This is a genomic window from Vibrio sp. sp1 (genome assembly GCF_016920955.1).
In the GTDB taxonomy this organism is placed as follows: Bacteria; Pseudomonadota; Gammaproteobacteria; order Enterobacterales; family Vibrionaceae; genus Vibrio; species Vibrio alginolyticus.
The window spans coordinates 1,155,004-1,179,178 of record NZ_CP060590.1 but is presented as its reverse complement, the minus strand read 5'-3'; the positions used below and the strand labels follow the sequence as shown (position 1 = coordinate 1,179,178).

At 42.7% G+C, this 24,175-nt stretch carries 18 protein-coding genes and 2 tRNA genes; 6 read left to right on the top strand and 14 right to left on the bottom strand.

Features of this window, described 5'->3' with window-relative positions:
- Window positions 1–25 precede the first annotated feature (25 nt).
- From dld to H9L11_RS20650, 6 genes are all read right to left on the bottom strand, one after another.
- Entirely contained in the window at window positions 26–1,732 is a 1,707-nt protein-coding gene (dld, locus tag H9L11_RS20675; RefSeq protein WP_205391158.1) for a D-lactate dehydrogenase, read from the bottom strand.
- A gap of 382 nt (window positions 1,733–2,114) precedes the next feature.
- Window positions 2,115–3,017, bottom strand: coding sequence for a LysR family transcriptional regulator (locus H9L11_RS20670; RefSeq protein ID WP_017633645.1), 903 nt, complete (start codon window positions 3,015–3,017; stop codon window positions 2,115–2,117).
- Between the two features lie 239 nt (window positions 3,018–3,256).
- Window positions 3,257–3,332, bottom strand: a tRNA-Gly gene (locus H9L11_RS20665).
- A 37-nt stretch (window positions 3,333–3,369) separates the two neighbouring features.
- Window positions 3,370–3,443 (bottom strand) — tRNA-Cys (locus H9L11_RS20660).
- 204 nt (window positions 3,444–3,647) lie between these two features.
- A complete protein-coding gene (viaA, locus tag H9L11_RS20655) occupies window positions 3,648–5,102 on the bottom strand; it encodes an ATPase RavA stimulator ViaA (RefSeq protein ID WP_017820201.1) in 1,455 nt (484 codons plus the stop codon).
- Between the two features lie 9 nt (window positions 5,103–5,111).
- Entirely contained in the window at window positions 5,112–6,773 is a 1,662-nt protein-coding gene (locus H9L11_RS20650; RefSeq protein ID WP_205391157.1) for an ATPase RavA domain-containing protein, read from the bottom strand.
- 269 nt (window positions 6,774–7,042) lie between these two features.
- On the opposite strand from H9L11_RS20650, the gene H9L11_RS20645 reads away from it, so the two are divergent.
- The 5 genes from H9L11_RS20645 (at window position 7,043) to H9L11_RS20625 (ending at window position 11,835) form a co-directional block, all read left to right on the top strand.
- On the top strand, window positions 7,043–7,558 hold the full coding sequence (locus H9L11_RS20645; RefSeq protein WP_005375979.1) for an NUDIX hydrolase: 516 nt from the start codon (window positions 7,043–7,045) through the stop codon (window positions 7,556–7,558).
- Window positions 7,559–7,580: 22 nt separating this feature from the next.
- The gene (ltaE, locus tag H9L11_RS20640; protein WP_205391156.1) at window positions 7,581–8,585 is read left to right on the top strand and encodes a low-specificity L-threonine aldolase; all 1,005 of its coding nucleotides are present in this window, start codon (window positions 7,581–7,583) and stop codon (window positions 8,583–8,585) included.
- 78 nt (window positions 8,586–8,663) lie between these two features.
- Window positions 8,664–8,984, top strand: a complete 321-nt coding sequence (locus H9L11_RS20635; RefSeq protein ID WP_149192240.1) for a cytochrome c — start codon at window positions 8,664–8,666, stop codon at window positions 8,982–8,984.
- A 212-nt stretch (window positions 8,985–9,196) separates the two neighbouring features.
- Window positions 9,197–10,729 (top strand): putative basic amino acid antiporter YfcC, encoded by a 1,533-nt coding sequence (yfcC, locus tag H9L11_RS20630; protein ID WP_205391155.1) that lies wholly within the window; start codon window positions 9,197–9,199, stop codon window positions 10,727–10,729.
- A gap of 110 nt (window positions 10,730–10,839) precedes the next feature.
- Window positions 10,840–11,835 (top strand): succinylglutamate desuccinylase/aspartoacylase family protein, encoded by a 996-nt coding sequence (locus tag H9L11_RS20625; RefSeq protein ID WP_205391154.1) that lies wholly within the window; start codon window positions 10,840–10,842, stop codon window positions 11,833–11,835.
- Between the two features lie 207 nt (window positions 11,836–12,042).
- On the opposite strand, the gene H9L11_RS20620 is transcribed toward H9L11_RS20625, so the two are convergent.
- Window positions 12,043–12,576, bottom strand: coding sequence for a lipocalin family protein (locus tag H9L11_RS20620; RefSeq protein WP_005375974.1), 534 nt, complete (start codon window positions 12,574–12,576; stop codon window positions 12,043–12,045).
- Window positions 12,577–12,883: 307 nt separating this feature from the next.
- Between H9L11_RS20620 and H9L11_RS20615 the strand changes: the two genes are divergently transcribed.
- Window positions 12,884–13,264, top strand: coding sequence for a cystatin domain-containing protein (locus tag H9L11_RS20615; RefSeq protein WP_205391153.1), 381 nt, complete (start codon window positions 12,884–12,886; stop codon window positions 13,262–13,264).
- A 59-nt stretch (window positions 13,265–13,323) separates the two neighbouring features.
- On the opposite strand, the gene H9L11_RS20610 is transcribed toward H9L11_RS20615, so the two are convergent.
- The 7 genes from H9L11_RS20610 to tssH all read right to left on the bottom strand — a co-directional run bounded on the left by H9L11_RS20610 (window position 13,324) and on the right by tssH (window position 24,167).
- Window positions 13,324–16,380 carry an SMC family ATPase gene (locus H9L11_RS20610; protein WP_033907017.1) on the bottom strand — a complete coding sequence of 1,019 codons (3,057 nt, stop codon included), beginning with the start codon at window positions 16,378–16,380 and terminating at the stop codon, window positions 13,324–13,326.
- A gap of 9 nt (window positions 16,381–16,389) precedes the next feature.
- Window positions 16,390–17,523 carry an exonuclease SbcCD subunit D gene (locus tag H9L11_RS20605; protein ID WP_033907016.1) on the bottom strand — a complete coding sequence of 378 codons (1,134 nt, stop codon included), beginning with the start codon at window positions 17,521–17,523 and terminating at the stop codon, window positions 16,390–16,392.
- 361 nt (window positions 17,524–17,884) lie between these two features.
- Window positions 17,885–18,724: a hypothetical protein gene (locus H9L11_RS20600; protein WP_025767716.1), complete on the bottom strand. Its 840-nt coding sequence runs from the start codon at window positions 18,722–18,724 to the stop codon at window positions 17,885–17,887.
- Entirely contained in the window at window positions 18,725–19,015 is a 291-nt protein-coding gene (locus H9L11_RS20595; RefSeq protein WP_005375969.1) for a PAAR domain-containing protein, read from the bottom strand.
- A gap of 11 nt (window positions 19,016–19,026) precedes the next feature.
- Window positions 19,027–20,862 (bottom strand): type VI secretion system tip protein TssI/VgrG, encoded by a 1,836-nt coding sequence (gene tssI, locus H9L11_RS20590; protein ID WP_017820211.1) that lies wholly within the window; start codon window positions 20,860–20,862, stop codon window positions 19,027–19,029.
- A gap of 49 nt (window positions 20,863–20,911) precedes the next feature.
- On the bottom strand, window positions 20,912–21,391 hold the full coding sequence (locus tag H9L11_RS20585; protein WP_005375967.1) for a type VI secretion system tube protein Hcp: 480 nt from the start codon (window positions 21,389–21,391) through the stop codon (window positions 20,912–20,914).
- A 208-nt stretch (window positions 21,392–21,599) separates the two neighbouring features.
- On the bottom strand, window positions 21,600–24,167 hold the full coding sequence (tssH, locus tag H9L11_RS20580) for a type VI secretion system ATPase TssH (protein WP_205391152.1): 2,568 nt from the start codon (window positions 24,165–24,167) through the stop codon (window positions 21,600–21,602).
- Window positions 24,168–24,175: the final 8 nt, after the last annotated feature.

Sequence of the window (24,175 nt, the reverse complement as noted above, 5' to 3'; positions counted from 1 at the left end):
TTATTAATCATGGTGAGACAGCACATTACGTACAGCAGTTACAATTGCGCTTATATTTGTCCATTTTACCAATACCAGGGTTAAAGGTATTGGTTGGGTCTAATTCGTGGTAAAACTTCTGCAACGAGTTTTCGGCTTCATACAAGTGACCCACGTTATGTTCTGCTGGGTATTTGGCACCACGGCTATTGAGGTGCTCTAGCATCAGCTTTTTCATCAACTTCGTGTCAGTCCCTTTTTTGAAAATGTAATCTTGATGGAAGACGTAACACATAAAGTGACCATAATAGAGCGCTTGAACAAGGTTCTTACTCACCTCTTCAGGCAAAGTTTCTAGCCACTCTTCATCATTACGTCGCAATGCAATATCAAGTGCAACGATGTCTTCTACGTCTTTTCGATGAATCGTCTCGTACCGAATTGCTGCACCAGCGGCTGCAAAGCGATGTAAATAAGCTTTTTTACCTTCTTCCGGCGTACACTCGAAGAAATCACAGTCGTCTTCAACAGCCCAAACTTCTTTGAGGTATTTTTGTGCTTCAGCAATACCACCATCACTCATTTTCAATACCAGGTGATGCTCATACTTGTCACGGAAATCCAGCATTCGCTCTGGTAAATGTTGTGGGAACAACTTGCTCGCGTAGTACAAAATGGTGTCTGGCAGATATTTACTGACAAACGGGATGCGCTCTAAGAAGTTTTCTACCTTAGCTTTAAGTGCGAACATTTTTGGCAGCTTATCTGTGCCTAACAAGTCGATGGATAAGAACACATCCTTGCCGTACTTCTCTGCCATGTTGAAGATATCTCGATGCAAGTATTCTCCCATCTCAGGCAAGTTATCAAACGTAGATAAGAAGTCTTTTCGCAACTTCGTTAGTTTCGCAGGGTCATTGGTGCCAAGGTAAAAAACCTGCTCTTTTTCGGGTACTGGGTAGCTGTCAACCCGAACGGCAAAAACCCCCAACTTACCAGCGCAGCCACTGGCTTCAAATAATCGGCGTTCATCGGCATTAAAGCGAGAAGGAATGTCAGAAGTCACGTCTCGAACACGTTCATCGTATTCTTTGTCTGACGCCATTCGCTCATCATGAATGATCTTCGCTGGGTCAAAGTTCCCTTCTTGCAGGTTTGTTAGAATTTCTTCTGGCGTTTTACCTAATCCTTCAATACCAAGGTGGTTCACCAAATGTAACTGGCCTTGCTTATCCACCTGCGCATAGATCGCCAGTTCCGTATAAGCAGGACCACGCTTAACTAGCGCACCGCCTGAGTTATTGGCGATACCACCAACCACAGTGGCACCTAGGGATGAAGAACCGATGATAGAATGCGGTGCTCGATTCACTGCCTTCAGCTCTTTCTCCAAAGAGTGTAAGCTCGCACCAGGCAAGCAAACCGCCTGCTTACCGCCATCTAATAAGTGAATCTTCTTGATTTTGGTAATATTGATCACAACCACATCGCGATCATAATCATTACCACTCGGAGCCGAGCCCTCTGTTAAACCTGTTTTAGCCGCCTGCATGATAATGATGCAGTTTGCTTCAACACACTGTTTAATAATCTTCCATTGTTCTAGAAGAGTGTTAGGAAACACGATAGCAAGCGCATTACCACTACCCGAACGAAACCCCGAGCGGTAATATTTCGTTTTAACCTCGTCGGTTAGAACATTTTCTTCCCCAACGATGGTTTTAAATTCTTCAATCAGCTGCTTTTGTTTCATATCCGTATCTCTAGTTATTGTACTTCGCTCACAACACCGCTTAGCGGCAGGCATGGCGTTTGAGCCACTATAAGCAGTCCATTTCTCTGCGTCTATGTCAGACGGACGAGCAATACGTAATCAATAAACAACAAACAAAATAATTCTTTATTTTTCTGTCACTTATCTTTCACATTTGAGAAATTTAACGTAAGAAACAGACCGTTTCTTAAAAGAAACAATAGCAAAACCATTTGTTAACAGTTGTGCGGGGTATCTTGTTATCAATATTAGTGAAGAAAACGAGGAGAAGCGTAAGCTCCTAAATTTAAGAGGATTCTTAGAAATGAAGATGGAAACATAAGCTCAACACCAACATAACGATCGGTGTTGAGTTATTGGCTTAAAATCGATGGTTTTGACTTTGAAAGCTTGTGTATAGATGATCGATAAAGATCTTAATTTTTTCTGGTTGCTGACGAGTGTAGGGATACACCGCATAAATACCCAAACATTTGGCGGTTTCGTCTTTAAATAACTGAATCAGACTGCCTTGCTTTAAGTCTTCATAAACCAAGACACGCGGCACATAGATGATTCCCTGCCCTAACAGCGCCACATTTCTCAATACAGAAGAATTGTTGGTACAGAGGTTACCGTCGACGGTGATTTGATATACCTCGTCTCCATCTTTAAACGCCCACTCATGCGCTCCGGTTTCTTGGTAGGAATAGACTAAACAATTGTGTTTAGCCAAGGCTTGAGGTTGTTTAGGTATGCCATGTTTAGCTAGGTATTGGGGTGACGCGCAAATGATCCAATTCGCATCCACCAGCTTTCTTGCAATCAGACTAGAATCTGGCAACACACCCGTTCTAATTGCCAAATCAAAACGTTCATTCACGATATCGACGAAACGATTATCTAGATCCATATCGATATTGATGTCTGGGTATTTCTGATTAAATTCATTAATCACTTGAGGAAGAATTAATTCACCAGAGATAGTAGGCACCGAAATTTTAATGTTTCCAGATAAGTTTTTACCTAAACCCACAATGGATTCTTCCGCCGTTGCCACCGCTTGATAAACCGCTTTTGCATGAGTAAAAAACGCTCGTCCTGCTTCAGTCAACGTTAGCGTTCGCGTTGTTCGGTAGAGAAGCTGTACACCAAGCTCTTGTTCAAGCTTGGCAATGCGTTTACTGACGACCGATTTAGTCAGTGACATATGTCTCGCAGCAGCACTGAATGAACCTTGCTCGATCAAGTGATAGAAAATGATGTAATCGTCGGTATTTCTCATGCGTCTTCGTCAAATCCTTTGGAAGCCCGTATTGTAAACTGAAATTGGCTGAGGTGCGAAACATCAGGTCACACTTAATATCAGAAACTCGTGACAGAGATGGGGTTGCTAAGCTCACAGGTAATGAAAAAGAGATGGTATGAATTTATCAGTCTTCAGATACAAAAAAACCAGCTTTCGCTGGTTTTAAGTTGATGCACTTGGCATCGAGATACCGCCATGGCCATATCTGAATAATTTGGAGCGACACACGAGGTTCGAACTCGTGACCTCAACCTTGGCAAGGTTGCGCTCTACCAACTGAGCTAGTGTCGCATTTATTCTCGAAAGCCATTCGCTCTCAAAAGAATAATGGAGGCGCCTCCCGGAGTCGAACCGAGGTCCACGGATTTGCAATCCGCTGCATAGCCACTCTGCCAAGGCGCCTTTTTATTACGCTTCAGGGCTCTACCCCGTTGCGTTGGTGGCTACTTTACGGATTGAGAGAAGATAGTCAAACAAAAATATTTCATTTTCTGTTCGTTTGATTTCTTTTAAGTCAATTCGACCAAAGTTCGATCTTATTGGCTTAAAACGAAGCAATATAAATCTCGCTTTCAGTTCGTTTTGTCCCATGAAACATTAAGGCGTTTAATAGTTGCTGACCCTTTTTAGCAATCTTCCCACAACATTAGGGTGATAAGACCAAGTGTGATCAAACATCGACATTAATGCAGGATTTCCGTATTTCGATAAGCTAATCGCGTGAAAACGGTTTTTCTTCGCTTTGAGCGCATCCACTTTGGCCAGTAACTCGTCTTGTTGTTTTGGCGCGATAAAGTCGGAAATGACTACCATGTCTGCGTTTTTATATTTATCACCGCTCATCAAGTCGATAGATTTAATCAAAGTTGGCTCTAAGTCTGTACCACCATGGAAGCTATAAGTTAGAAAGTCCGCCGCCTCGCGCAGACCATCTTGTTTGGTTAGTTCGTAGGTAATGTGTTCCGTAGAAAAAATAATGACATAGCAATCACGTTGCTCCGCTAGTGCGATTTGCATCAGAGCATAAGCCATGGCTTTGGCGCATTGCTCAGGAAAGCCACTCATGGAACCGGACGCGTCCACACAAACAATGAAGGGGCCTTTTTCGATATCTACCGCTTTATGGTCAGGTCGGTGAGCTTTAACTTTACGTAACGTGCGCGATTTGCCTTGTGTACGATAGTTCATGAGCCGTTTATCGACTAAGTGTTTATAGAACACAACTTCAAGTTCAGGATACGCCAAAAACATCGTTTCGTTGGGAAGTAGCTTATTTAGATCATCGCTTTCGTGAATACCAACAATATCATCCGTCGCCTCATCACTTTTCTCTTCGACCAATTGAAGTTCTTCAGTGGGCGCACGATTTAGTTCAGGATCATTTACTTGCCCCGCCATACGACCGAGTTGCTCCGCAATTTCTTGCAAGCCTTGGTGCTTCTTCAGAAACTCAGCATGGCGTTTCATCACCGTTAAGTCTGTTTTACTCAACTTGGCAGATGCCATATCCCACAGGCGCCCTACACTTTCAGCATCACCCGACTCCGTGACTTTATCCATATTACGCATGGTTTCCATACGTTGATACAGGTCTTTCAGCACCTTTTCTTTATTGGCTTCAAGCTCGCTTACTTGCGCTTGTTTTATTGCATCGGTGAGGCTTTGGTACCATTGATCACAAAAGTAATGTGGGAACATAGGGTTATTCATCCCTTTGTTCTTTTCCATCATTCGGCGAGCTTGCATGTAAAACGCAGAGTGCCATTCCAGCTTTTTAATCACATCTTCGATGTTTTCAAAAAACGCCTCTTCATCCCAATGAATAACCTCTTGATATAAAGACAGCTCTTGTTGGAAACGCTCTGTCTCACATACCTTGGTGATCCGTTTTTTGACGCTGCCTCGCCACTTTAACAAGTGACCTTTGACCGAAGATTTAACACCTCGGTTTTCTGCCATCATCATGACTTGTGAACGAGCCATCAAATCATTAACTGCGCTATCGATGATGCCGGAGTCGGCCACCATCAGCGCGAGGTTAAGTCCGTCTGCACCTAGCATGTCGTCTCCTTATGAGAAAAACTGATGTAAGTTTTTAAAGCGTTGGATAACTTTTTCACTTTCTGCTTGGATTGATTCAAGTCTCTGACTGACCTGTTGCAGACTCGACTCCATAAGGCGGGGTAGTTCAGGATCAACAAAGCTATGCGGAAGCGCATCATGAAAGTTCGCTTTCACCTTGCGCATATGGTGTTCTGCCTCACTAAGCTGATTTACGGCTTTTTCGCTCTGCGTTAACCACTTTTGGTAAAGCTCTACATCCAAGCCCTCTTGAGTCACTAGGCTAACCAAAATGCCTCGGTTCGCGATATCACGGATAACTAGGTTATTCGCCGCGTCAACATCAAATCGTAAACGGCACATGTTGGTGTTTTGATTGACGTAACCATACACATTACCGCTTCCCTCTTTAATGACTCGATCTAACTCATCTTTGGGTACATAAACCCAGCGGCTATCACCTTTTTCTGATTCTGAAACCGACATGTTGCTTTGCAAGACAACCAATTTAACTAAGTTAACGGCTGCGCCAACTTTGTACATCTTGGCTTTAGAGGTATCAAAGCGCATGGTTTCTTTACGCAAAATACCCGTGGCCGCTTCAGACGTTAACGTCATGCGGTAGGCATCTTCTAGTTCATGTTGGACATCAACCAAAGACTCACGGCAGTACTCGATTTCCTGCTCCGCGTCTTGTTGATCAAATGCATGTTTTAAGGCGAACTCTTGAACCACTTCACGTACCACATCTCGCGATTCAGGACTGTTCCATAAACAATCTTGCAGCAGTAAAAGGTCAAGCGGATTTATTTCATCGCGACCATTAAAAAACGCGCTCGCTTTTAACAACTTCACGGCTTTCTTCCAGCGGCGGTCAGAGACATACATATCGGTATTGGCCACATCACCAAACTGAGCTTCAACTTTGCTTTCTAACATCGTTTTAAGCTGGAAAAGCTTTTCGAATGCATTGTCGGTTAACGTCAATTTGTCGAGCTGTTGTTGCCATTGATGATATTCTTCATCAGTTATCGCTAGGCCTTCTGGTACTTGTGCCTCTTGCGATGTGCCCACAGTCAACATCGACTTAAAGTTTTGTTTATTCTGAATTCGATTCACAAACACACGCACCAACATGCGGTCGTAGAGCGCATCCAATCCACTATCTTCATCGGGTAATTCATTGGAAGCCGATACCAACAAGCGCATTGGCACACGCTCGATATCGCTGCCATTTTTGAATGTTTTCTCATTAACCACTGTCAGCAATGTATTAAGAATTGCAGGGCCCGCCTTCCAGATTTCATCCAAAAATACGACTTGTGCAGTTGGCAAATACCCTTTAGTTAAGCGAACATAACGGCCGTTGTCTTTTAGCTCTTGGATACTCAGTGGCCCAAACACCTCTTCAGGGGTTGAGAAGCGCGTCATCAGGTATTCGAAGTAACTGCTGTTATCGAACGCTTGGATGAGTCGTTTGGCAATTAAGCTTTTTGCAATACCAGGGGGACCTAAAAGAAAAACACTTTCACCAGCAAGTGCAGCAAGAAGGCAGAGCTTGATCGTATGTTCACGCTCATAAACGCCATCCGTTAACGCTTTCGCCAATTTATTGATGCGTTCTGAGAGAAGCGCATTTTCGGCATTTGAGGTAAATAAGGTTTGTGTCATACGTTCTCCGGCTGCTGAAGTGGTATTGCGTTAACATTTTTATACACTTGTTATAACTTTGTTACAAATGTATTTTGTCGAATTCCCCTTATAGCAGATGCTTTTCCCCTTCTTGACGAAGCAATCAAAGTTTCCATTTATGAGACATTGCTCACTTAAAGTGCAAACGCTTTCGTCGTGTTGCAGTATTTTTTGCTTTTGTTTCCCACCATTTGTGGTTAATGTCGAAAAACGTCAAAAATGCGGTAACAGCTAGGGTTTATAACTGCATGAGCAAGATAATTCATAAATGGAAGCAAATTTCTCTGATTGAAGAAGACGTTGTGCTTCCTACAGGACAGGCAATTACGCACACCACAATCCATCATCCGGGTGCTGCGGTGATTCTCCCTATTACAGCGGAGGGTCACATTGTCCTTGTCCACCAATTTCGGCCTTCACTTAATAAATGGCTATTGGAACTTCCTGCTGGTACCAGAGAAGGCAACGAAGAGCCACTCTGCTGCGCCAAAAGAGAGTTAGAGGAAGAAACTGGGTTTAGTGCAGAGAAATTCACGTCTCTCGGCCAAGTCACCCCTCTTGCCGGATTTTGTGATGAGATACAGTATCTATTTGTTGCCGAAAAGCTCAACAAAACAAACCGTTACGAGTGCGATGAAGACGAAGTGATTGAGGTCGTCACCTTGTCAATCAAGCAACTCGAAGAAAAGATAGTCGATGGCACGATCACCGATGCCAAAACGATCGCTTGCTTAAGCAAAGCGCGCCTTTGCGGATATATTTAGGACTTTGACCAAGGAGACATTCATGGATTTTCGATCAGATACCGTTACACAGCCCACCCAAGCCATGCGAGAAGCCATGTTTAAGGCCCCCGTTGGGGATGATGTTTATGGTGATGACCCTACGGTCAATGAGCTTGAAAAATTTGCTGCGCAGCTTGCTGGTTTCGAAGCAGCTTTGTTTACCACTTCAGGCACTCAAGCCAATCTGCTCGGTTTAATGGCGCATTGCGAGCGGGGAGATGAATATCTATGTGGGCAACAAGCACATAACTACAAATACGAAGCTGGTGGCGCGGCGGTTTTGGGATCAATTCAACCTCAACCAGTCGAAAATAACCCAGATGGCACGCTACCATTTGATAAACTGGCTGCGGCGATTAAACCAGATGATTGTCACTTTGCTCGCACTAAGCTTCTCAGCTTAGAAAACACAATTAATGGTAAAGTACTACCTCTGTCTTACTTAGCAGAAGCACGTGACTTCGTGAATAAACATAACTTGCAGATGCATCTAGATGGCGCTCGCGTTTTTAACGCAGCCGTTGCACTTGATGTTCCGGTAAAAGAGATCGGTCAGTACTTTGATTCAATGACGATCTGTCTGTCGAAAGGTCTGGCTGCCCCTGTTGGCTCGCTACTACTTGGTAGCAAAGACTACATCGCAAAAGCACGTCGCTTAAGAAAGATGGTCGGCGGTGGTATGCGTCAAGCGGGTGTTCTTGCCGCAGCAGGCAAACTTGCCCTTACCGAACAAGTGGAACAGCTAAAACAAGATCACATCAACGCAAAAACCTTAGCGGAAGGCTTAGCAGAACTGCCTGGTTTTTCAGTCAACCCTGAATTTGTTCAAACGAACATCGTGTTCGCGAAGCTTGATCCTCAAGTGGACATAGTAAGTATCGCTGCGAAACTAAAGGAACAAAACATCACGATAACCCCTGGAAATCCAATTCGTTTTGTAACTCATAAAGATATTTCAGCGAAAGACATCGACACTTTCTTATCAAGTATAAAATCTCTACTTTAATTTGATTTTGATCATTGAGCTTCCCCTAAGGGGAAGCTTTATTGTATCGGCATGATTTTTAGCGAATAGATAACCTCCATGCTCAGATTTGTACTTCTAATCTCGTTTATTTTCTCTTCCGCTATCTATGCCGAACCGTTTGGTGATGCTGATAAAGGTAAAATCAAATCACCTAGCTGTGTCTATTGTCACGGTGTTACAGGCATCGCAACGAACAACACCTATCCAAGCCTTGCTGGTCAAAATGCTCAGTACCTTTACAATGCAATGAAATCTTATCAAGCCGGTGAGCGTAAAGGGCCACTTGCAGAAATGATGGCAGCACAGTTAAAAATGTTAAATGATGAAGACCTTCGTGATGTCGCTGCTTTTTATGCAGAACAGACAGAAATCAAGTGATTAGATCACCTGTAGATGTACTATGAAAGCTCGTGAATCATCCAAACTCAACGCATATTGAAACATTAACCCAACATTTGACCACAAAACAATCAAATTAACTTCACTTCAAATATTTGATGAATTTATAGTTCAACATAAGCATTAATATTGACTTTTTATTCTATTTTATCGATATTTCATGCTTTATTGAATTTGACGTGAAGTAAGTTATGTCTCACACACATGCGCAACCAGCAGACTCGGTTGCTACCCCTAAGTCGTGGCAGATGCCAGATACCCTCATTTTGATCTTCATTGTTGGTATTCTTGCTGCGATTCTTACCTACTTAATTCCTGCTGGTCATTTTGATAGCCAACAGGTGACCTACATGGTCGACGGTGCAGAAAAAACTCGCACAGTTATCGATCCTTCTTCTTTCTCTTATGCAACCGACGAAAACGGTGAATTGGTTTACAACAAAGTTGGCCTGTTTGCTTCTGGTGGTGGCATTGGTTTGATGAACTTCCCTTTCGAAGGGCTAGTTTCTGGCTCTAAATGGGGCAGCGCAATCGGCGTGATTATGTTCATGTTGGTTATAGGCGGTGCTTTCGGCGTTGTAATGCGCACAGGCACAATCGATAACGGTATCCTGCGCCTTATCGATAAGACCAAAGGTAACGAAGCACTATTCATTCCAGTGCTATTTTTGCTGTTCTCGCTAGGCGGTGCGGTATTTGGTATGGGTGAAGAAGCCGTAGCATTTGCGATTATTATCGCGCCGCTTATGGTTCGCCTTGGTTATGATGGTATCACTACGGTGATGGTTACCTATGTTGCGACTCAAATTGGCTTCGCTACTTCTTGGATGAACCCTTTTTCCGTCGCTATTGCGCAAGGCATTGCGGGTGTACCTGTTTTATCCGGCATGACAGCACGCATGGGGTTATGGGCTGGCTTTACGTTAATCGGTATCGCTTTCACAATGATCTACGCCGCTCGTGTGAAGTCAAATCCTACACTTTCTTACAGCCATCGCACAGACCAGTATTTCCGTCAGCAAGAGCTTGGCAATCAAGATTCTCGTTGGTACCTAGGTGACACACTCGTTATCCTTACGGTTATTGCGACCACGGTGTGGGTCGTTTGGGGCGTAGTCGCTAACGCATGGTACATCCCAGAAATCGCTTCTCAATTTTTCACTATGGGCTTTGTTGTCGCGATCATCGGTACGATTTTCCGCCTAAACGGTATGACGCTAAACTGCGCAGCTGATGCATTTAAAGAAGGTGCAGCTATTATGCTTGCACCTGCCCTATTAGTGGGTTGTGCAAAAGGTGTATTGTTGATCCTTGGTGGTGGTACAACTGATGAAGCGAGTGTACTGAATTCAATTCTAAACAGTGCTGGCGGCGTGATTAGCGGGCTTCCTGACGTGGCTGCGGCATGGTTAATGTATGTATTCCAATCTATCTTCAACTTCTTCGTCACTTCGGGCTCTGGACAAGCGGCACTAACGATGCCTCTACTGGCCCCTCTGGCAGACATTGCAGGAGTTACGCGCCAAGTGGCAGTTTTGTCATTCCAACTTGGCGATGGCTTTACTAACGTTATCGTCCCTACTTCGGCATCTCTCATGGCAACGCTTGGTGTCTGCCGTATCGACTGGGGTGACTGGGCAAAATTCTGCTGGCGATTTATTCTATTACTCTTTACCCTATCAAGTATCGTCGTTATCGCAGCTCATATTATGGGTTTTGCGTAAAACGAAACCAATTGGTAATTAAGGCGAGACATGTTCTCGCCTTATTAATATTCATCGTATGACGACGCTAAGGTTTTAGATTAGCTTATGGTTTTGGAGTGGTAACTTTAATGGCAACACAATTTCTCGATGACATGATTCAGGGTCATCAAGTGATTCAATCTCTCAATGTAGCAGACCTAAATTCGGGCGAGCATAAGTTTTGGTTTCGCATCGCAACGAATGCTCTCTCTCAGTGGCAACACCTACCTGTGCTAGTGTTCAAAGGTGAAAAACCTGGCAAGAAGATCATGATTACCGCAGGGGTTCATGGTGATGAGTACAATGGTGTGTTAGCAGCGCAGAAAACTGCTCGAGAGCTCATCGGGACTGAAGTCGCTGGTACTGTCACTATTGTTCCAACCATTAACATGCCAGGTATGCTAAACCACAGCCGCGATTTCTATTCCGCAGACCCTGACGCGTCTCCTGCAAACTTAAACCGCTTTTTTCCTGGTGACCAAAACGGCAATGAGGCCCAACGTTACTTATATGCATTGTGGAATGATTTGCTCAAGCCAAATGCAGATTTAGCCATTGACCTTCACACTCAAACCAGTGGTGCGGCCTATCCACTTTACGTGTTTGCAGATTTCCGAATCGAGCAATCATTAGAAATGGCTCGCCTCATTAATCCTGATGCGATTTTAAATGCTCCTGGAGATGCTGGCGTCCTTGAAACGGTTTGGAATAACCATGGTGTCCCAAGTATTACTGTTGAAGTAGGTATGGGGCGATACACCGAGCAAGAACTTATCAGTCGAACTGTAACAGGCATTTTTAATGTGCTGAAAAAGCATAACATTGTTGAAGGTGATATGGACCCTATTACGTCATGCTTGGAAGGAAACGAAATCGTCAGTGTGAAAGCGACACACGGCGGCTTTGTACTGCCTCATGTCAGTTTGATGAATTTTGTCGAGCAAGGCCAACTTCTTGCGATTCAATACGACAGCTTTGGCGCTGAGATTAAACGCTACACCGCCCCAACAAGCGGCACAGTACTTAGCCACAATGTTGAATCTATTCGAGCACCAGGTTCCCTGATCGTTCGTTTGATTAAGTAAACCATAACCGTTTGTTGATAGATCAACCTTTCGACGCTCACTCAAATTTATATAAGCCCCATCACGAGTAATCACAAATGATGGGGCTATATCCATTTTGACCACATTAAGTTACGCGGTAACAAATTACTGTTAAGCGAAATGACAAACTGAGCTCTTAATTAGGAAGCTTCCCCTCTGTCCGCTTTTTCAGCCACGCTAATGAACTTAAAGCTGTCTTTGTTTCTCTTGTTCAACAAAAATGAGCTCGTCGATAGCGAAACCTTTCTCTTTAGCTACGTACTTAAAGCGCTCCACTACTTTCTCATCAACGTTAGGCGTTCTAGACAATAGCCACAAATAGTCGTGGTTGTAACCGGAAACAAACGCATAGTTATAGTTTTCACCTAGCTCAAAAACAATGTAAGAAGAGTATATTGGCCCAAAAAAGGAAACCTTTAAGTGTCCAACCGTTTTATCTTCAACAAAATAAGCTTTGCCTTCAGCTTCTGACCACTGTCGCTCTTCTTCGGAATATCCACGGTTTATCACCTTAACCCCACCATCCTCGCGAACCTGATACTCAGCGGTAACGTTGGATAAGCCTCGCTCAAATGAATGGTCTAGGCGTGCAATTTCGTACCACTTACCTAGATATGGCTCTAAATCGAAATTATTGACGGGTTCCACCCCATCCGGCTTCGAGGTACAACCAAATAAAGTTGCAAGTGACAAAAGTAAAAATATTTTTATCGATTTCATACAACACCTAAATTTTAATTAGTGATTGATTTTACTCTAGAAGATAACAAATCGATCACTAAGCCGCACCATCGCCCTAATAGGTACACATCACAATTCTTCATCATCAATAGCGCGCTGAACACCGAAACCTCGTCATCTCAGCAAATCGATAACAAGATTGCTCTATTTTTGACTTACAAGCTGACCATGCTTGTACATTTTGTCAGCATTTAACCCTATGCATATAGAAACTTTGCACAACATAGACATTCGTAGGCATATCACCCTCCTATAATACGTTGCGTTATAGACAGAGGTTATTGTTATGAAATTAAAAACAGTGTCAGTTTGTGCACTTTTGGCGTTACTTGCAGGTTGTCAGCAGGAAAAGCCGAGCGAAACGACACAATTAACGACCTCGGCAGATGTATGTAATGCACAAGGAAACATGCCAGGTGGGTGGAATGAGTTTAACGCGACCCCTGATGCACAAAAGGCAATGGCCTTTGTTTTAAAGAAAATGGACACAATAGCGTCGTTTAAACGAATACTGAATGTTCACGCGCAAATCGTTAGCGGCGTCAACTATGCTATTGAGTTTGAATTGGATGATGGCTCTGTTTGGAACACGATTGTTTATCGCAACCTTGATGGCGAATATGCGATTACCCAATCACCAAAAGAAGGCCACTTTTGCGAACAGTAGCGACTTAGTCAGAAAGCCCCTAACAATAGGGGCTTTTTGATCTAACAGTAGTCACTGAATTAGACAGCGAAGCGACATTGAGATTTAATCGACACCGTTGAACCAAGTCTTGATGGTTCAACATCAATCCTCTGCGCCATTTGCTCTTTCAGCTCAGAAACGTGAGAAATAACACCGATCATGCGCCCAGTCTGTTGCAAGTCCACTAGCGTTTGAATAGCAAGATCTAAAGACTCTGGGTCTAAACTACCGAAGCCCTCATCAATAAATAAAGTGTCTAAACGAATACCGCCACTATAGGATTGCACAACATCCGACAAACCAAGTGCCAGAGCAAGCGCTGCCATAAATGATTCACCGCCGGAAAGTGTCGCAACATCACGCGTTTTTCCTGTGTAGCCATCTTCAACCATTAAATCTAAGCCGCGACCCGCTGCGCCTTTGAAGCCCTCTGTTTTTCGAGCAAGAATATAGCGCCCTTTACTCATAAGGCTTAAGCGTTGAGAGGCCTGAATCAGCACATCATCCAACAGTACACCAAGAACAAAGCGATGTAGGCTAACCCTGCTGCCTGTTTTACCGCTAGCAACGTCGTACAACGTACCAAAGACTTTGTATTCTTCTTCTAACTTACTATTTTTCTCATGCAACACGGCAATATCTTTACGAACCTTTTCAAGACGTTCAAATATTGAGCGTGTGGTATCAAGTTGATTCCTTACTTCAATATATTGCGCCTGCAGAGTGGTTAACCTGTCGTTAAACGACTCCAAATTAGGCCTTTCAAGATCTTTCAATGCATGATTTAAATCATGTAGTGTTTGCTCAAGCTTGGTTTGTGCCTGTTTGAAACTGTCTATTTCTTGCTGCCAGGCTTGAAGTTCATCATCTCCCACTCGACTACTTAGATAATGGCTTTCATCCTCAAATTTACTCGCCTGTAGCGCCTCATTCCACGCTAATTCTGCTTGGCTAAGTTTTTGCTCTGACTCAGATAACCACTGCTTGTTCGTCGCTAAGTGACTTTCCGCATTTGATTTCTCCAATATCGCTTGCTGCAAAGCGTTTTGCGCCTTTTCTAAGCCTTTGTTCAAACTCAGAATTTGCTCGTTTGTCAGCAAAATTTCACGTTCAAGCAAGTCAGCGGAACTGTATTTTGGGTCAATAGAAGCTTGTAATTGAGCCAATTGTTCTTGGTTCGCTTTAACGGTTGATTCATTTGCCGCCATTTGATTCTGCAGCTCATGAATTTTATTTTCACCCACGACGCAGCGTTGATTAAGCTGTTCAACGTTCTTTTCTAGCTTTTCAATATCAATAGCTTGTAGACGTAGGAGTTGAGCATTGATCGCTTGCAAATCATTTTGAACCGTCGAGATATCAGATGTAGCATACTCACCCAACTCCTCTTTCAACTGGTTACACTGATTCTGATACTGACTAATGACAACGTTATGTTGTTCTAGCTGATTGCTTAGTTGGTTCAACAAGGTTTGAGCTTCTCGCTCTTTCGCTCTAGCCGCCTGAACTTGCTCTTTTGTAACGGCTTCTTCAACAAACGTTGCGGGGTTAGGATGCGTTTCGCTACCACACACCGGGCATGCTTCACCTGCTTTTAGTCGCTGCGCTAATACTGCCGCTTGAGCGTTGTGCCACTTAAGCTCTATCGTATCAGCGGCTTGTTGACGCTGCATATAGCGCTGACTGGCTTCGTGTAGTGACTGCTGCTTGCCTACAGTTAGCGCATTGAGTTTAGAGAGCTCTAAAGTAAGATCATGCAGCTTTTGTAGATCCTGTAACAGCCGTTGTTTTTGTTTTATTTCCGCATCGATGCTGCCAATAAGCGCAACATCAACTCGTGCTTTCTCTAGCTCCTTCTGTCCCTGCTGGGCCTGTAACGTTAACTTATCTTTTAGTTCTATGTACTGTTTTAACGTTGCTTCAAATTGTTGTTTTTGTTGATAACCCGCCGTTATTTTACTTTCCAAATTGTCTTTCTCGACCAACTTGTTTTTCATACTTTCAAGTTGATACTGCAGTTGCGTTAACTGCGGGACCTTTGCCGCTGCCTTTTTTGCACTTTGCTGCAAGTTTTCTTGTTCTCTCGCAACGACATTAGCTTTTTCGAGACTCTCTTTCAAAGCTACGATTTTTTGCCTAAGCTCTTGCGTTTGAGCTTTTGCATTTTGTAATGAGATGTAGGGCAACTCTATCTTATTGGCATTTTTAGCGTTTTCTAATTGCTGTTGACGAGCTTTTATCGAATCTGAGTGTTCTAGATGCAGCTTGAGTGCGCTTTCTGCTTGCTCTCGTTTCGAAAACTCTCCATTCAAGGTTTCCGCTTTTTGCAATTCAGATTTAGCAGTATTGAGCTTATCTAACGCTGCTTGCTCATTCTTTTTATCAGACTCTAATTGCTTAGTTACTTGTTCCAGTTGTTGTAATAGCTCTTGTTCAGAACTCGCTTCTGCAACTTGTAAAGCACCTCGAATTTGATTATCAAATTCGCCTTTCGCTTTACTAATTGCACTCGCTTTATCTTTGAGCGCGTACTCAATTTTTTTATATATGTCAGTTTGAAAGAGCTGGCCAAAAATTTCTTCACGCTCTTTAGAGCTAGCAAGCAACAGTTCTCGGAATTTTCCTTGAGGCAACACCATAACTTGACGAAATTGAGTTTCATTCAAGCCAATAATATTGCTAACTTCAGTTTTAACCTGAGTCGTCTTGCTGGTGATAAGCGTTTCAGTCTCACCGAGTTCATAAAGAGCCGCAGTGTGCTTTTTAATCGTCATCCCTTCACCACGGGCCTTGGGCGCTTCCTGCTCAGGGGATCGAACAACTCGGTATTGTTTGCCGTGTAACGAAAATTCGAGAACTACTTCGGTTGGTAAATCTTGCGCGGATAAGTCACACCGCATCTGAATACCTTGTCGCTCATTACCTGTGGTTTCACCATAAAGGGCGAAGCAAATGGCATCTAAGATCGACGTTTTACCGGAACCTGTAGGACCATTAATCAAAAATAGAGGGTTACTGCCAAGCTTCTCAAAATCAATGATTTCAGTTTTTGCAAACGGACCAAAGGCTTGCATGGTTAGTTTAATTGGTTTCATCTTTGGTCCCTATTGCTGTGATAATTGCTTAATAATGTCAGTAACAGCTTGCTCTTGCTCTTTAGACAACTGGCTATCTTGCGCCTCAATAAAAAAATCTCGGAACATATCAATTTCGCTTCGCGCCAACTTTGCTTGCGCCATTTCCTGCTCTACCCCAATTAACATGCCAGGTTTCTCAAGGTGTAAAACGTTTGGATACACTGAACGAAGTTTTTCCATTGGGTTTAAAATCGCATGTTTATCCATCAAGCGAACTAACAAATAATCTTCATTCTTAGGGTCTGTTTTGCCTTGCTCAATAACTTTATCCAGCTCGCCCTCTACAATGCGCATTTCATGAGGAGCCGTAAGATCAATATGCTCTGCAGAAACAAATCCTTTCTTGTCCAGTTCAACTAACGTGAAACCTTTTCTCTGGTTCTGTTCACCAAAGCTATACTTCATGAGAGAGCCAGAGTAACGGATATGCTCTGCGCCTTTCTTTTGAGGCTGATGCAAATGACCAAGTGCGACGTAGTCAAAATCTAAGAAGTGTTCATGACTCACGCGATCAGAACCACCAATAGATAATGGTCGTTCAGAGTCTGACTCGATAGCCCCATCAACAAAACAGTGACTCACGAGCACGCGCTTTTGCTTAGAGATAAAGCGCTCTTTAATTTGCTCAACAAGCAATTGATGAGCCTCATCATGAGTGGATACCGAGGCTTTGTAGGCAAACCTGACCTGTTCAGGGTCGTTATAAGGCATACCATAAAACGCGACCTCGTCCGCAGAGTCCGTTTTTATGATGATGGGAGTGAGCATCTCTTCAAAGTTGCTAACAATATGGAGACCTGCATTTTTCATTTGCTCTGAGCCGAAACCTAACCTTTCTGCACCATCATGGTTGCCAGATATCAATATCATTGGTGTTTCTAACTCGGTACAAATGCGTTTCACGACTCGATTTAACAGTTCTATTGCAACCGTTGGTGGCACCGAACGGTCATAGATATCTCCCGCCACTACAACTGCATCGACGGGGTTGCGTTCAATATAGTTAATCAGTTGTTCGAGTACTGCTTGTTGATCTTCGAGTAGTGATACGTTGTGGAATTGTCGACCAAGATGCCAATCTGAGGTGTGGATAAACTTCATTCGAATTCACTTTCCGCCAATTCTATGAGTAGGCTTGCTTCTGTCAGAGTCCATGTACCGTTTATAAAAAGGAATGCGTCACGGGTGGGATCTCGAACAAGCCAAAACTCAAGTTATTTTATTTCGGTAAGGATATCTTGAGTCGAACAGCTTTTCATGTGGTTTGTGTTCTATGGCTGGCTATTTAATCAGAAAGCGAGAAGAACACTGTAAAAACGCGGTGAGCAAAGCTATTTTGAAAAGCAAGCTGCGCCTAGTCATTGTCCAAACATCATTAAAGGGCCAGTTTCGAGTCAATCCCCCATAACATTTGCATCACTAAAACCTCAGCTACTACTAGAAGGAAAAGCAATAGCCAGACCTATTCACTACGCCAATTGTATATTACTCCTACCGCATAGCCATCTGACTCGATGTCCGCTTGCAACACGTGAAAGTCTGGGCAGGGGCTGCTTCTTTGAAGCTCATCAATCACTAACGCTTTTAAAACGCCGCCACATGCACCCAATCCGCCAAGTTTGATATCAACAAATTGATACTGAGTTTGATCGGTCACCCACGGAGACAAGAATTGCATTGAGTTTAACCATTGCGGTTCTTCCTTATTAACGGATAAATACAATTGACTGAGTGGATGTTCACAACTTACTCCTAATTGCTTAAACACCTTGTCCACGGCGATGCGTTGTTGTTTGGCATCTAAATCAATTCGAACAACATCAGGCACAAGACCTGAATGTCGAAAAAAACACTTGGTTAAAATGATAGAGCTTTGAGGTTTGACATGCCCTTCTACATCACTCGTAACCTCTATAGCCAGTATCCAAGTCGCTTGCGTTTCATTAACTTCACGATTTATCCGATTTAGTGCCATCAAAAATGCAGCTTGGCCATAAGGATAAAAGTAAATTTCAGTATTGACAGTTTGGTCAACGAAAATAGAAAGCTCGCTTATCAATGCTTTAAGCAAACTTTTGTCCACCGAAGATGGTAAAAGAACACAGAGATTCCCCTTGATATCAGCTTGCTCAAGACTCTCGCGCTCAGAGCGCACGAGGCTTAATATATGCTCATCTATTGATTGAGCAAAGTCAGGGGGTCGGATTTCCTCGGACAATCTAAAAGAATCATCAGCTATCTCGCGAACGGTGTGTGAACGGCCATTAAAAGATAGAAGATGCGTTTGAAATGCGAGTGGCATCTAGCCTCCGATTAAAACCGTAGGCATACCAGATAGAATTTTGCCACCATGAGACGTTGAATCGCCGACTCTCGCGGCTGGTTTACCGTTGATTGTTACGCTAGAAGAACCTGCTGAGATACTATCCGGAGGACCGATACAAATAAGCTTGTCGCCTTGTCTTGCCGCAGGTATCCCGCCAATCGTTACGTTTGGTGAGCCAACAACGACGGGACCACCGACATGCGGTATCTTTCCTGTTTTTTTAGGGCAAAGATGAAAGCTGCCCAAAATTGCGGCTGGTTTACCCACTTTAAATCACCTTAGTTCAATGAAATTTGCCCAGCTTTAAGAGCAATAGCTGAGCCGTTAATGGATATTTTATTACCTTTGATATTGATTTCTCCAGAGCTAGACATCTGAATAGAAGCACCACCTACTTTGATCTCGACGCTCTTTCCTGCATTAAAAGACAGCACTTCACCCGTTTCATTCGAAAAGTTTTTACCTACTTTCAAGCTCGCGTTCTGACCAACCTCTTGATTAACATCATTGGTCACTTTTTCGGTTTTACTGTTTTCAACGGCGATATCAACACAGTCTTCAACTAGCATTTGGAACAGTTTTTCAGCATGAAGATAAATGTGCTCTTCACCAGGCTTATCATCGAAGCGCAACTCATTAAAATTGGATGTACCTTTTTGTACAGAGCGTGATTTATAACCACTCTGAGAACTTTGCTCTGGTAAAGCGTAAGGAGGGAGTTGACTACCGTTATATAGTGATCCCGTAACGATTGGTTGATCAGGGTCTCCGTTGACAAACTCGACGATGACCTCTTGTCCGACTCTAGGGTGAAACACCGACCCCCATCCGTTACCTGCGATATTTTGCGCAACACGAATCCAACATGAACTATTTACATCGTATTTACCAACACGGTCCCAGTGAAACTGAACTTTGATACGGCCATGTTTGTCTATGTAAATTTCACCATCTTTGTTCCCCGTAACTATTGCAGTTTGCAAACCTTTCATCTGAGGTTTCGGATAGTTAACTGAAGGACGAAGGATTGTCTTTGAGTCAACACAACTAAACGAGACTTTGACACCTTGCGCACCGGTGCCACCTTGACCAGTCTGGTTATAAACAGCAGCAGACAAAAAAACAGAAGACAGTACATATTCTTTGCCAACTCGAGATTTATCTTCATGTTTTTTAAACTTGAAGCACTTGCCTACGCTGAATGTTCTGCACGTAGCCTCGCCACGACACAAATATGCATTTTGCTGTAGTGCTTCTATTGCATGCGTGTTTCTCAGTGCGTATTGATCATTGCTCTCCATTTCACCCATGTATTCAAAATACTCGCTTTCAGGCACTGTAAAAAAATCACTTTCACCCTTTGCAGTATTTTTAGGATTCGAAGAAGGCTTGAGCATGTTATAGCCTGACTTTTGACTCGCTTTAGTAGTCAGAATTTGCGTTTCATGCCAAGAAGAAATGTGGCTAGATTTCGCCGTACCTGTATCAAAATCGACTAAAAACTCAGTACCCGGCTTATAAAAACTGATGTCATCAAAAATATTGAGCGTATGGGCAGACTTAGTATGTGTAAAACAAAATGATAGCCCCTCTTCCGATAACAGACGTCGAACAAATTCAAGATCTGATTCTTCATATTGTACTTTGTACGTGTATTTAGGATAGGACTTGGTTAGCTCAAAACTAAAGGCAACACTATGCTCCGATAGTACTTCAGAGATAATTTCCTTTATATCTTTATGCTGAAATATTCTGCAATTTTTTCGATATTCAGCGAAACGTAATTTAGGCTCTATTAATAATTCTATGTTTTTATAATTTTCGCCTTTATGTGTATTAGAAACCCTTTTCCCTTCTAATCTTGCAGCAGAAACGTAACCATGCATATAACGAGGATTTGAAGAAACATCCTCATTATTTTCAAGGGTAATGGTAACTTCCTTACCAATAATTTCGTTTAACTCACTTCGTTGATCATTAAAGTAAGCTTTAGCACGCAATGAAAAAAGTTCTGAGATCTCTTCTTTATACTCAAACGAGTTTAGTATGATGGCATCTTTACCGAATGGGGAAGAAATTCGGATGAAATTGTTATCTTGAGTTGCTCTTTTCATTAAATACTTCTTTCAAAAAAATGCGGAGGAATACTCCCCCGCATGAAAATTACATTTGTTGACCTTTAACACCGCTGTAGCCGTATACCAATGGAGCAGAAGTGTTGTTCTTATCGTCAGTAGGAGTCACTGTCATCATCATTTCTGTGTAAGAAATTGTGATAGTTTCAACTGGACGATCGTCTTGGATAGAAACTGAGTAGTTAGAAATCATCGCATCAGTCAGTTCGATCTTCATGATCTCTTCAACCTTCTCACCCTGCTTAGTAATATGGAAAACCGCTGGTTTACCTTTACCAATCGTCGCTTCTTTAAATAAGTCAGGAGAAGAACGGTCTTGAAGTTTAGTGATAGTCAAATCATATAGACGAGTAGCGCTCGCTTCACGGTCCATCGCTGTACCAGTGTATGATGAGATCTCACGACCTACACTCCAATCTACAGATAGTAGTGTAATCAAATCTTTGTATTGCTCGGCTGTTGCCTCACCCTTAATATCTGCGTATTTAAGATACGTATTAGACTGCATGCTAATCTCCTATAGCATTATTAATTGACATATATCGTAGTAATTTAATTATCTGACGTTTGGTGATAATTAGTGATTAATGTATCAAAAACTTCATTTTAAATACGCCCTGTTATATCTTTAAATAAGATTTAATTTAAGCGTTTTTTATAAAAAATAATAGTTAATATGAACCAACTCCCAATTATTATTGAGAGTGTAAAGGATGTTAAACTATTGAGACATCAAGTCCACTAGTTGTACCTTTAACAATAATTTCATCAAACGTCTTATCATTAAGAATTGCATGCAATATTTCATGAGAAATCTTCGGAAGCAATGTATTTTCTATGGTTGTTTGTACCACACGCGCACCACTGCCAGACTCATTGCTATTGTCTACAATATCATTAATTAGTTCCTCATCAAAAAACAGGTCAGCGTTATAGTGCTTACGAATACGAGTCGTAATTTTATCCAACTTTAATTTTGTTATTTCTATCAATACTTTTCTTGATAGAGGCAAATAAGGTAATACGTTCACACGCCCTAAAAATGCAGGTTTAAAGTCGACCAACAAATCATCGCGTAAAGCATCTTTTAGTGCTGACGGCTCAGGAGATAAATCAGGATCAGAATACAAAGACATCGTCGTTTCGGTCCCTGTGTTCGCGGTCATAATAATAATAGTGTTTTTAAAGTCTATATCTCGACCTTCACCGTCTTTAATTGAGCCTTTATCAAACACCTGATAAAAAATATCTTGAACACCAGGGTGCGCTTTTTCCATTTCATCGAGGAGAATTACACTATAAGGTTTACGTCTAACAGCTTCAGTCAGTACACCTCCTTCTCCATAACCGACATAACCAGGAGGAGAACCTAATAGCAATGAGACTTTATGCTCTTCCTTAAATTCCGACATATTGATAGTCGTGACATTTTCTTCACTACCATAGACTTTCTCTGCAATCGCCAAAGCCGATTCGGTTTTACCCACTCCGCTTGGTCCGGTTAGGAGAAATACACCATTTGGTCGTGTCTCATCCGTGAGCTGCGCACTCGCGGTTTTTATCACTTCAGACATGAGCTCTAAAGCGTGATCCTGCCCGACAACTCGCTTACACAAACTTTCTTTCAAACCCAATACTGCTTGGATTTCATCATCCTGAAGTTTACCTAGCGGTATACCGGTCCAATCCGAAATAACTTCTGCGATTAGCGCTTCATTTACATGCGAAAAAACTAAGGGCTGTGAGTTAGCGGAAAGGTTATTTTCAAGCTCTTGTAACTTGTCTCTAGCAGTTTCAGAACCCTCCTGGATTATTTGGGTTCTAAGTGACTTAGCTTCATTTACCCATTCTTTTTCTTTTTCCCAAAGTACTTCTAATTCAATAATGTCATTAGATAGCGCATCAATCTCTTTTCGGACACCTTGCAGCTGCACATCAAGAGATGCTCCTAGCCGACTCTCTTGGCTAAGATGCTCATACTCAGCTTGCTTTGCTTTAAGTTTGTTTCTTTTCGCATCTAGGCCTCCCGGTGTAGATGACTGACTTAACGCAACTCGAGAACAGGCCGTATCCAAAACAGAAACCGCTTTATCTGGCAGTTGACGACCATTAATGTATCGAGCTGACAGTTGGACCGCTGCATTGAGAGCTTGGTTAGTGATATGAACATCGTGGTGTTGTGCCATTACATCAAGTAAGCCTCGTAACATTTCGATCGCGAGTTCAGGGGCTGGCTCATCAACCTTTACGACTTGAAAACGCCTAGTTAAAGCTGCATCTTTTTCAAAATACTTTTTATACTCTGCCCACGTTGTTGCTGCGATCGTTCTGAGTTCACCTCTCGCTAATGCTGGCTTCAGAATATTCGCCGCATCACCTTGGCCCGCTTGCCCACCACCGCCAATTAGGCCATGAGCTTCATCAATGAACAATATAATAGGCTGTGGAGCGTCGTTTACTTCCTTAACAAGGTTCTTAAGCCTGTTTTCAAACTCACCTTTCATGCCTGCGCCGGCTTGCAGTAACGCCAAATCCAGAGACTTAATTGCCACATTTTGCAGAGCGGGAGGTACATCGCCATCAATGATCTTTTGCGCCAAACCTTCAACAACGGCTGTTTTTCCAACACCGGCTTCTCCCGTAAGAATCGGGTTGTTTTGTCGGCGTCTTAATAAAATATCGATCATTAGGCGAATTTCATTATCTCTACCAATCACCGGATCTATTTTACCTTCCCTAGCTTGCTCAGTAAGGTCTGTTGTAAATTGATTCAAGGCGGAATTCGCGTTTGACTGCGCTAAGTCATTCGATCTTGATTGAGGCGCATTACTTTCTTTAAAGTTCAATAAGCGAGATGGTTCTATCTTGTTTAGTTCAGGACTAATCGAACCAGCCATGTTGACTAACGTATCATCAGACAAGTAGGCAAATAAAAGATGGATGCACCCCAACTGTTCTTGATTGAATTCAATGGTTGCAGACAACAAGGCATTTTGCATAACAGTCACCGTATGAGCTGATAGCCCAGGCACCGACTGGCATCCTGTTTTGTATTTTTCTAATGCCTTTTGAATATCGGTTTCAACCTTGATTTTATCGACATCAAATTCGTCAAAAACTTCAGAGTAAATATCGTCAGGATGGCGGATAATCATCATTAACCAGTGAGACATTTCAATACTGTGATGAGTTCGGGAGCTTGCCATCGCAGCTGCCTGTTCAAGTGCTTCCTTAGCCTGAGGAGACAATCTTTCGACCAACGCTGAAAGTGAGAGTGAAGCCATTACATTTC

Bases quoted from the DNA above. Each gene is read 5' to 3' on its own strand.
- H9L11_RS20645 (WP_005375979.1), top strand. From the start codon at position 7,043: ATGAGCAAGATAATTCATAAATGGAAGCAAATTTCTCTGATTGAAGAA.
- dld (WP_205391158.1), bottom strand. From the start codon at position 1,732: ATGAAACAAAAGCAGCTGATTGAAGAATTTAAAACCATCGTTGGGGAA.
- H9L11_RS20635 (WP_149192240.1), top strand. From the start codon at position 8,664: ATGCTCAGATTTGTACTTCTAATCTCGTTTATTTTCTCTTCCGCTATC.
- H9L11_RS20585 (WP_005375967.1), bottom strand. From the start codon at position 21,391: ATGCAGTCTAATACGTATCTTAAATACGCAGATATTAAGGGTGAGGCA.
- H9L11_RS20620 (WP_005375974.1), bottom strand. From the start codon at position 12,576: ATGAAATCGATAAAAATATTTTTACTTTTGTCACTTGCAACTTTATTT.
- H9L11_RS20650 (WP_205391157.1), bottom strand. From the start codon at position 6,773: ATGACACAAACCTTATTTACCTCAAATGCCGAAAATGCGCTTCTCTCA.
- H9L11_RS20605 (WP_033907016.1), bottom strand. From the start codon at position 17,523: ATGAAGTTTATCCACACCTCAGATTGGCATCTTGGTCGACAATTCCAC.
- H9L11_RS20600 (WP_025767716.1), bottom strand. From the start codon at position 18,724: ATGCCACTCGCATTTCAAACGCATCTTCTATCTTTTAATGGCCGTTCA.
- tssI (WP_017820211.1), bottom strand. From the start codon at position 20,862: ATGAAAAGAGCAACTCAAGATAACAATTTCATCCGAATTTCTTCCCCA.
- viaA (WP_017820201.1), bottom strand. From the start codon at position 5,102: ATGCTAGGTGCAGACGGACTTAACCTCGCGCTGATGGTGGCCGACTCC.
- H9L11_RS20615 (WP_205391153.1), top strand. From the start codon at position 12,884: ATGAAATTAAAAACAGTGTCAGTTTGTGCACTTTTGGCGTTACTTGCA.
- ltaE (WP_205391156.1), top strand. From the start codon at position 7,581: ATGGATTTTCGATCAGATACCGTTACACAGCCCACCCAAGCCATGCGA.
- tssH (WP_205391152.1), bottom strand. From the start codon at position 24,167: ATGGCTTCACTCTCACTTTCAGCGTTGGTCGAAAGATTGTCTCCTCAG.
- H9L11_RS20610 (WP_033907017.1), bottom strand. From the start codon at position 16,380: ATGAAACCAATTAAACTAACCATGCAAGCCTTTGGTCCGTTTGCAAAA.
- yfcC (WP_205391155.1), top strand. From the start codon at position 9,197: ATGTCTCACACACATGCGCAACCAGCAGACTCGGTTGCTACCCCTAAG.
- H9L11_RS20670 (WP_017633645.1), bottom strand. From the start codon at position 3,017: ATGAGAAATACCGACGATTACATCATTTTCTATCACTTGATCGAGCAA.
- H9L11_RS20625 (WP_205391154.1), top strand. From the start codon at position 10,840: ATGGCAACACAATTTCTCGATGACATGATTCAGGGTCATCAAGTGATT.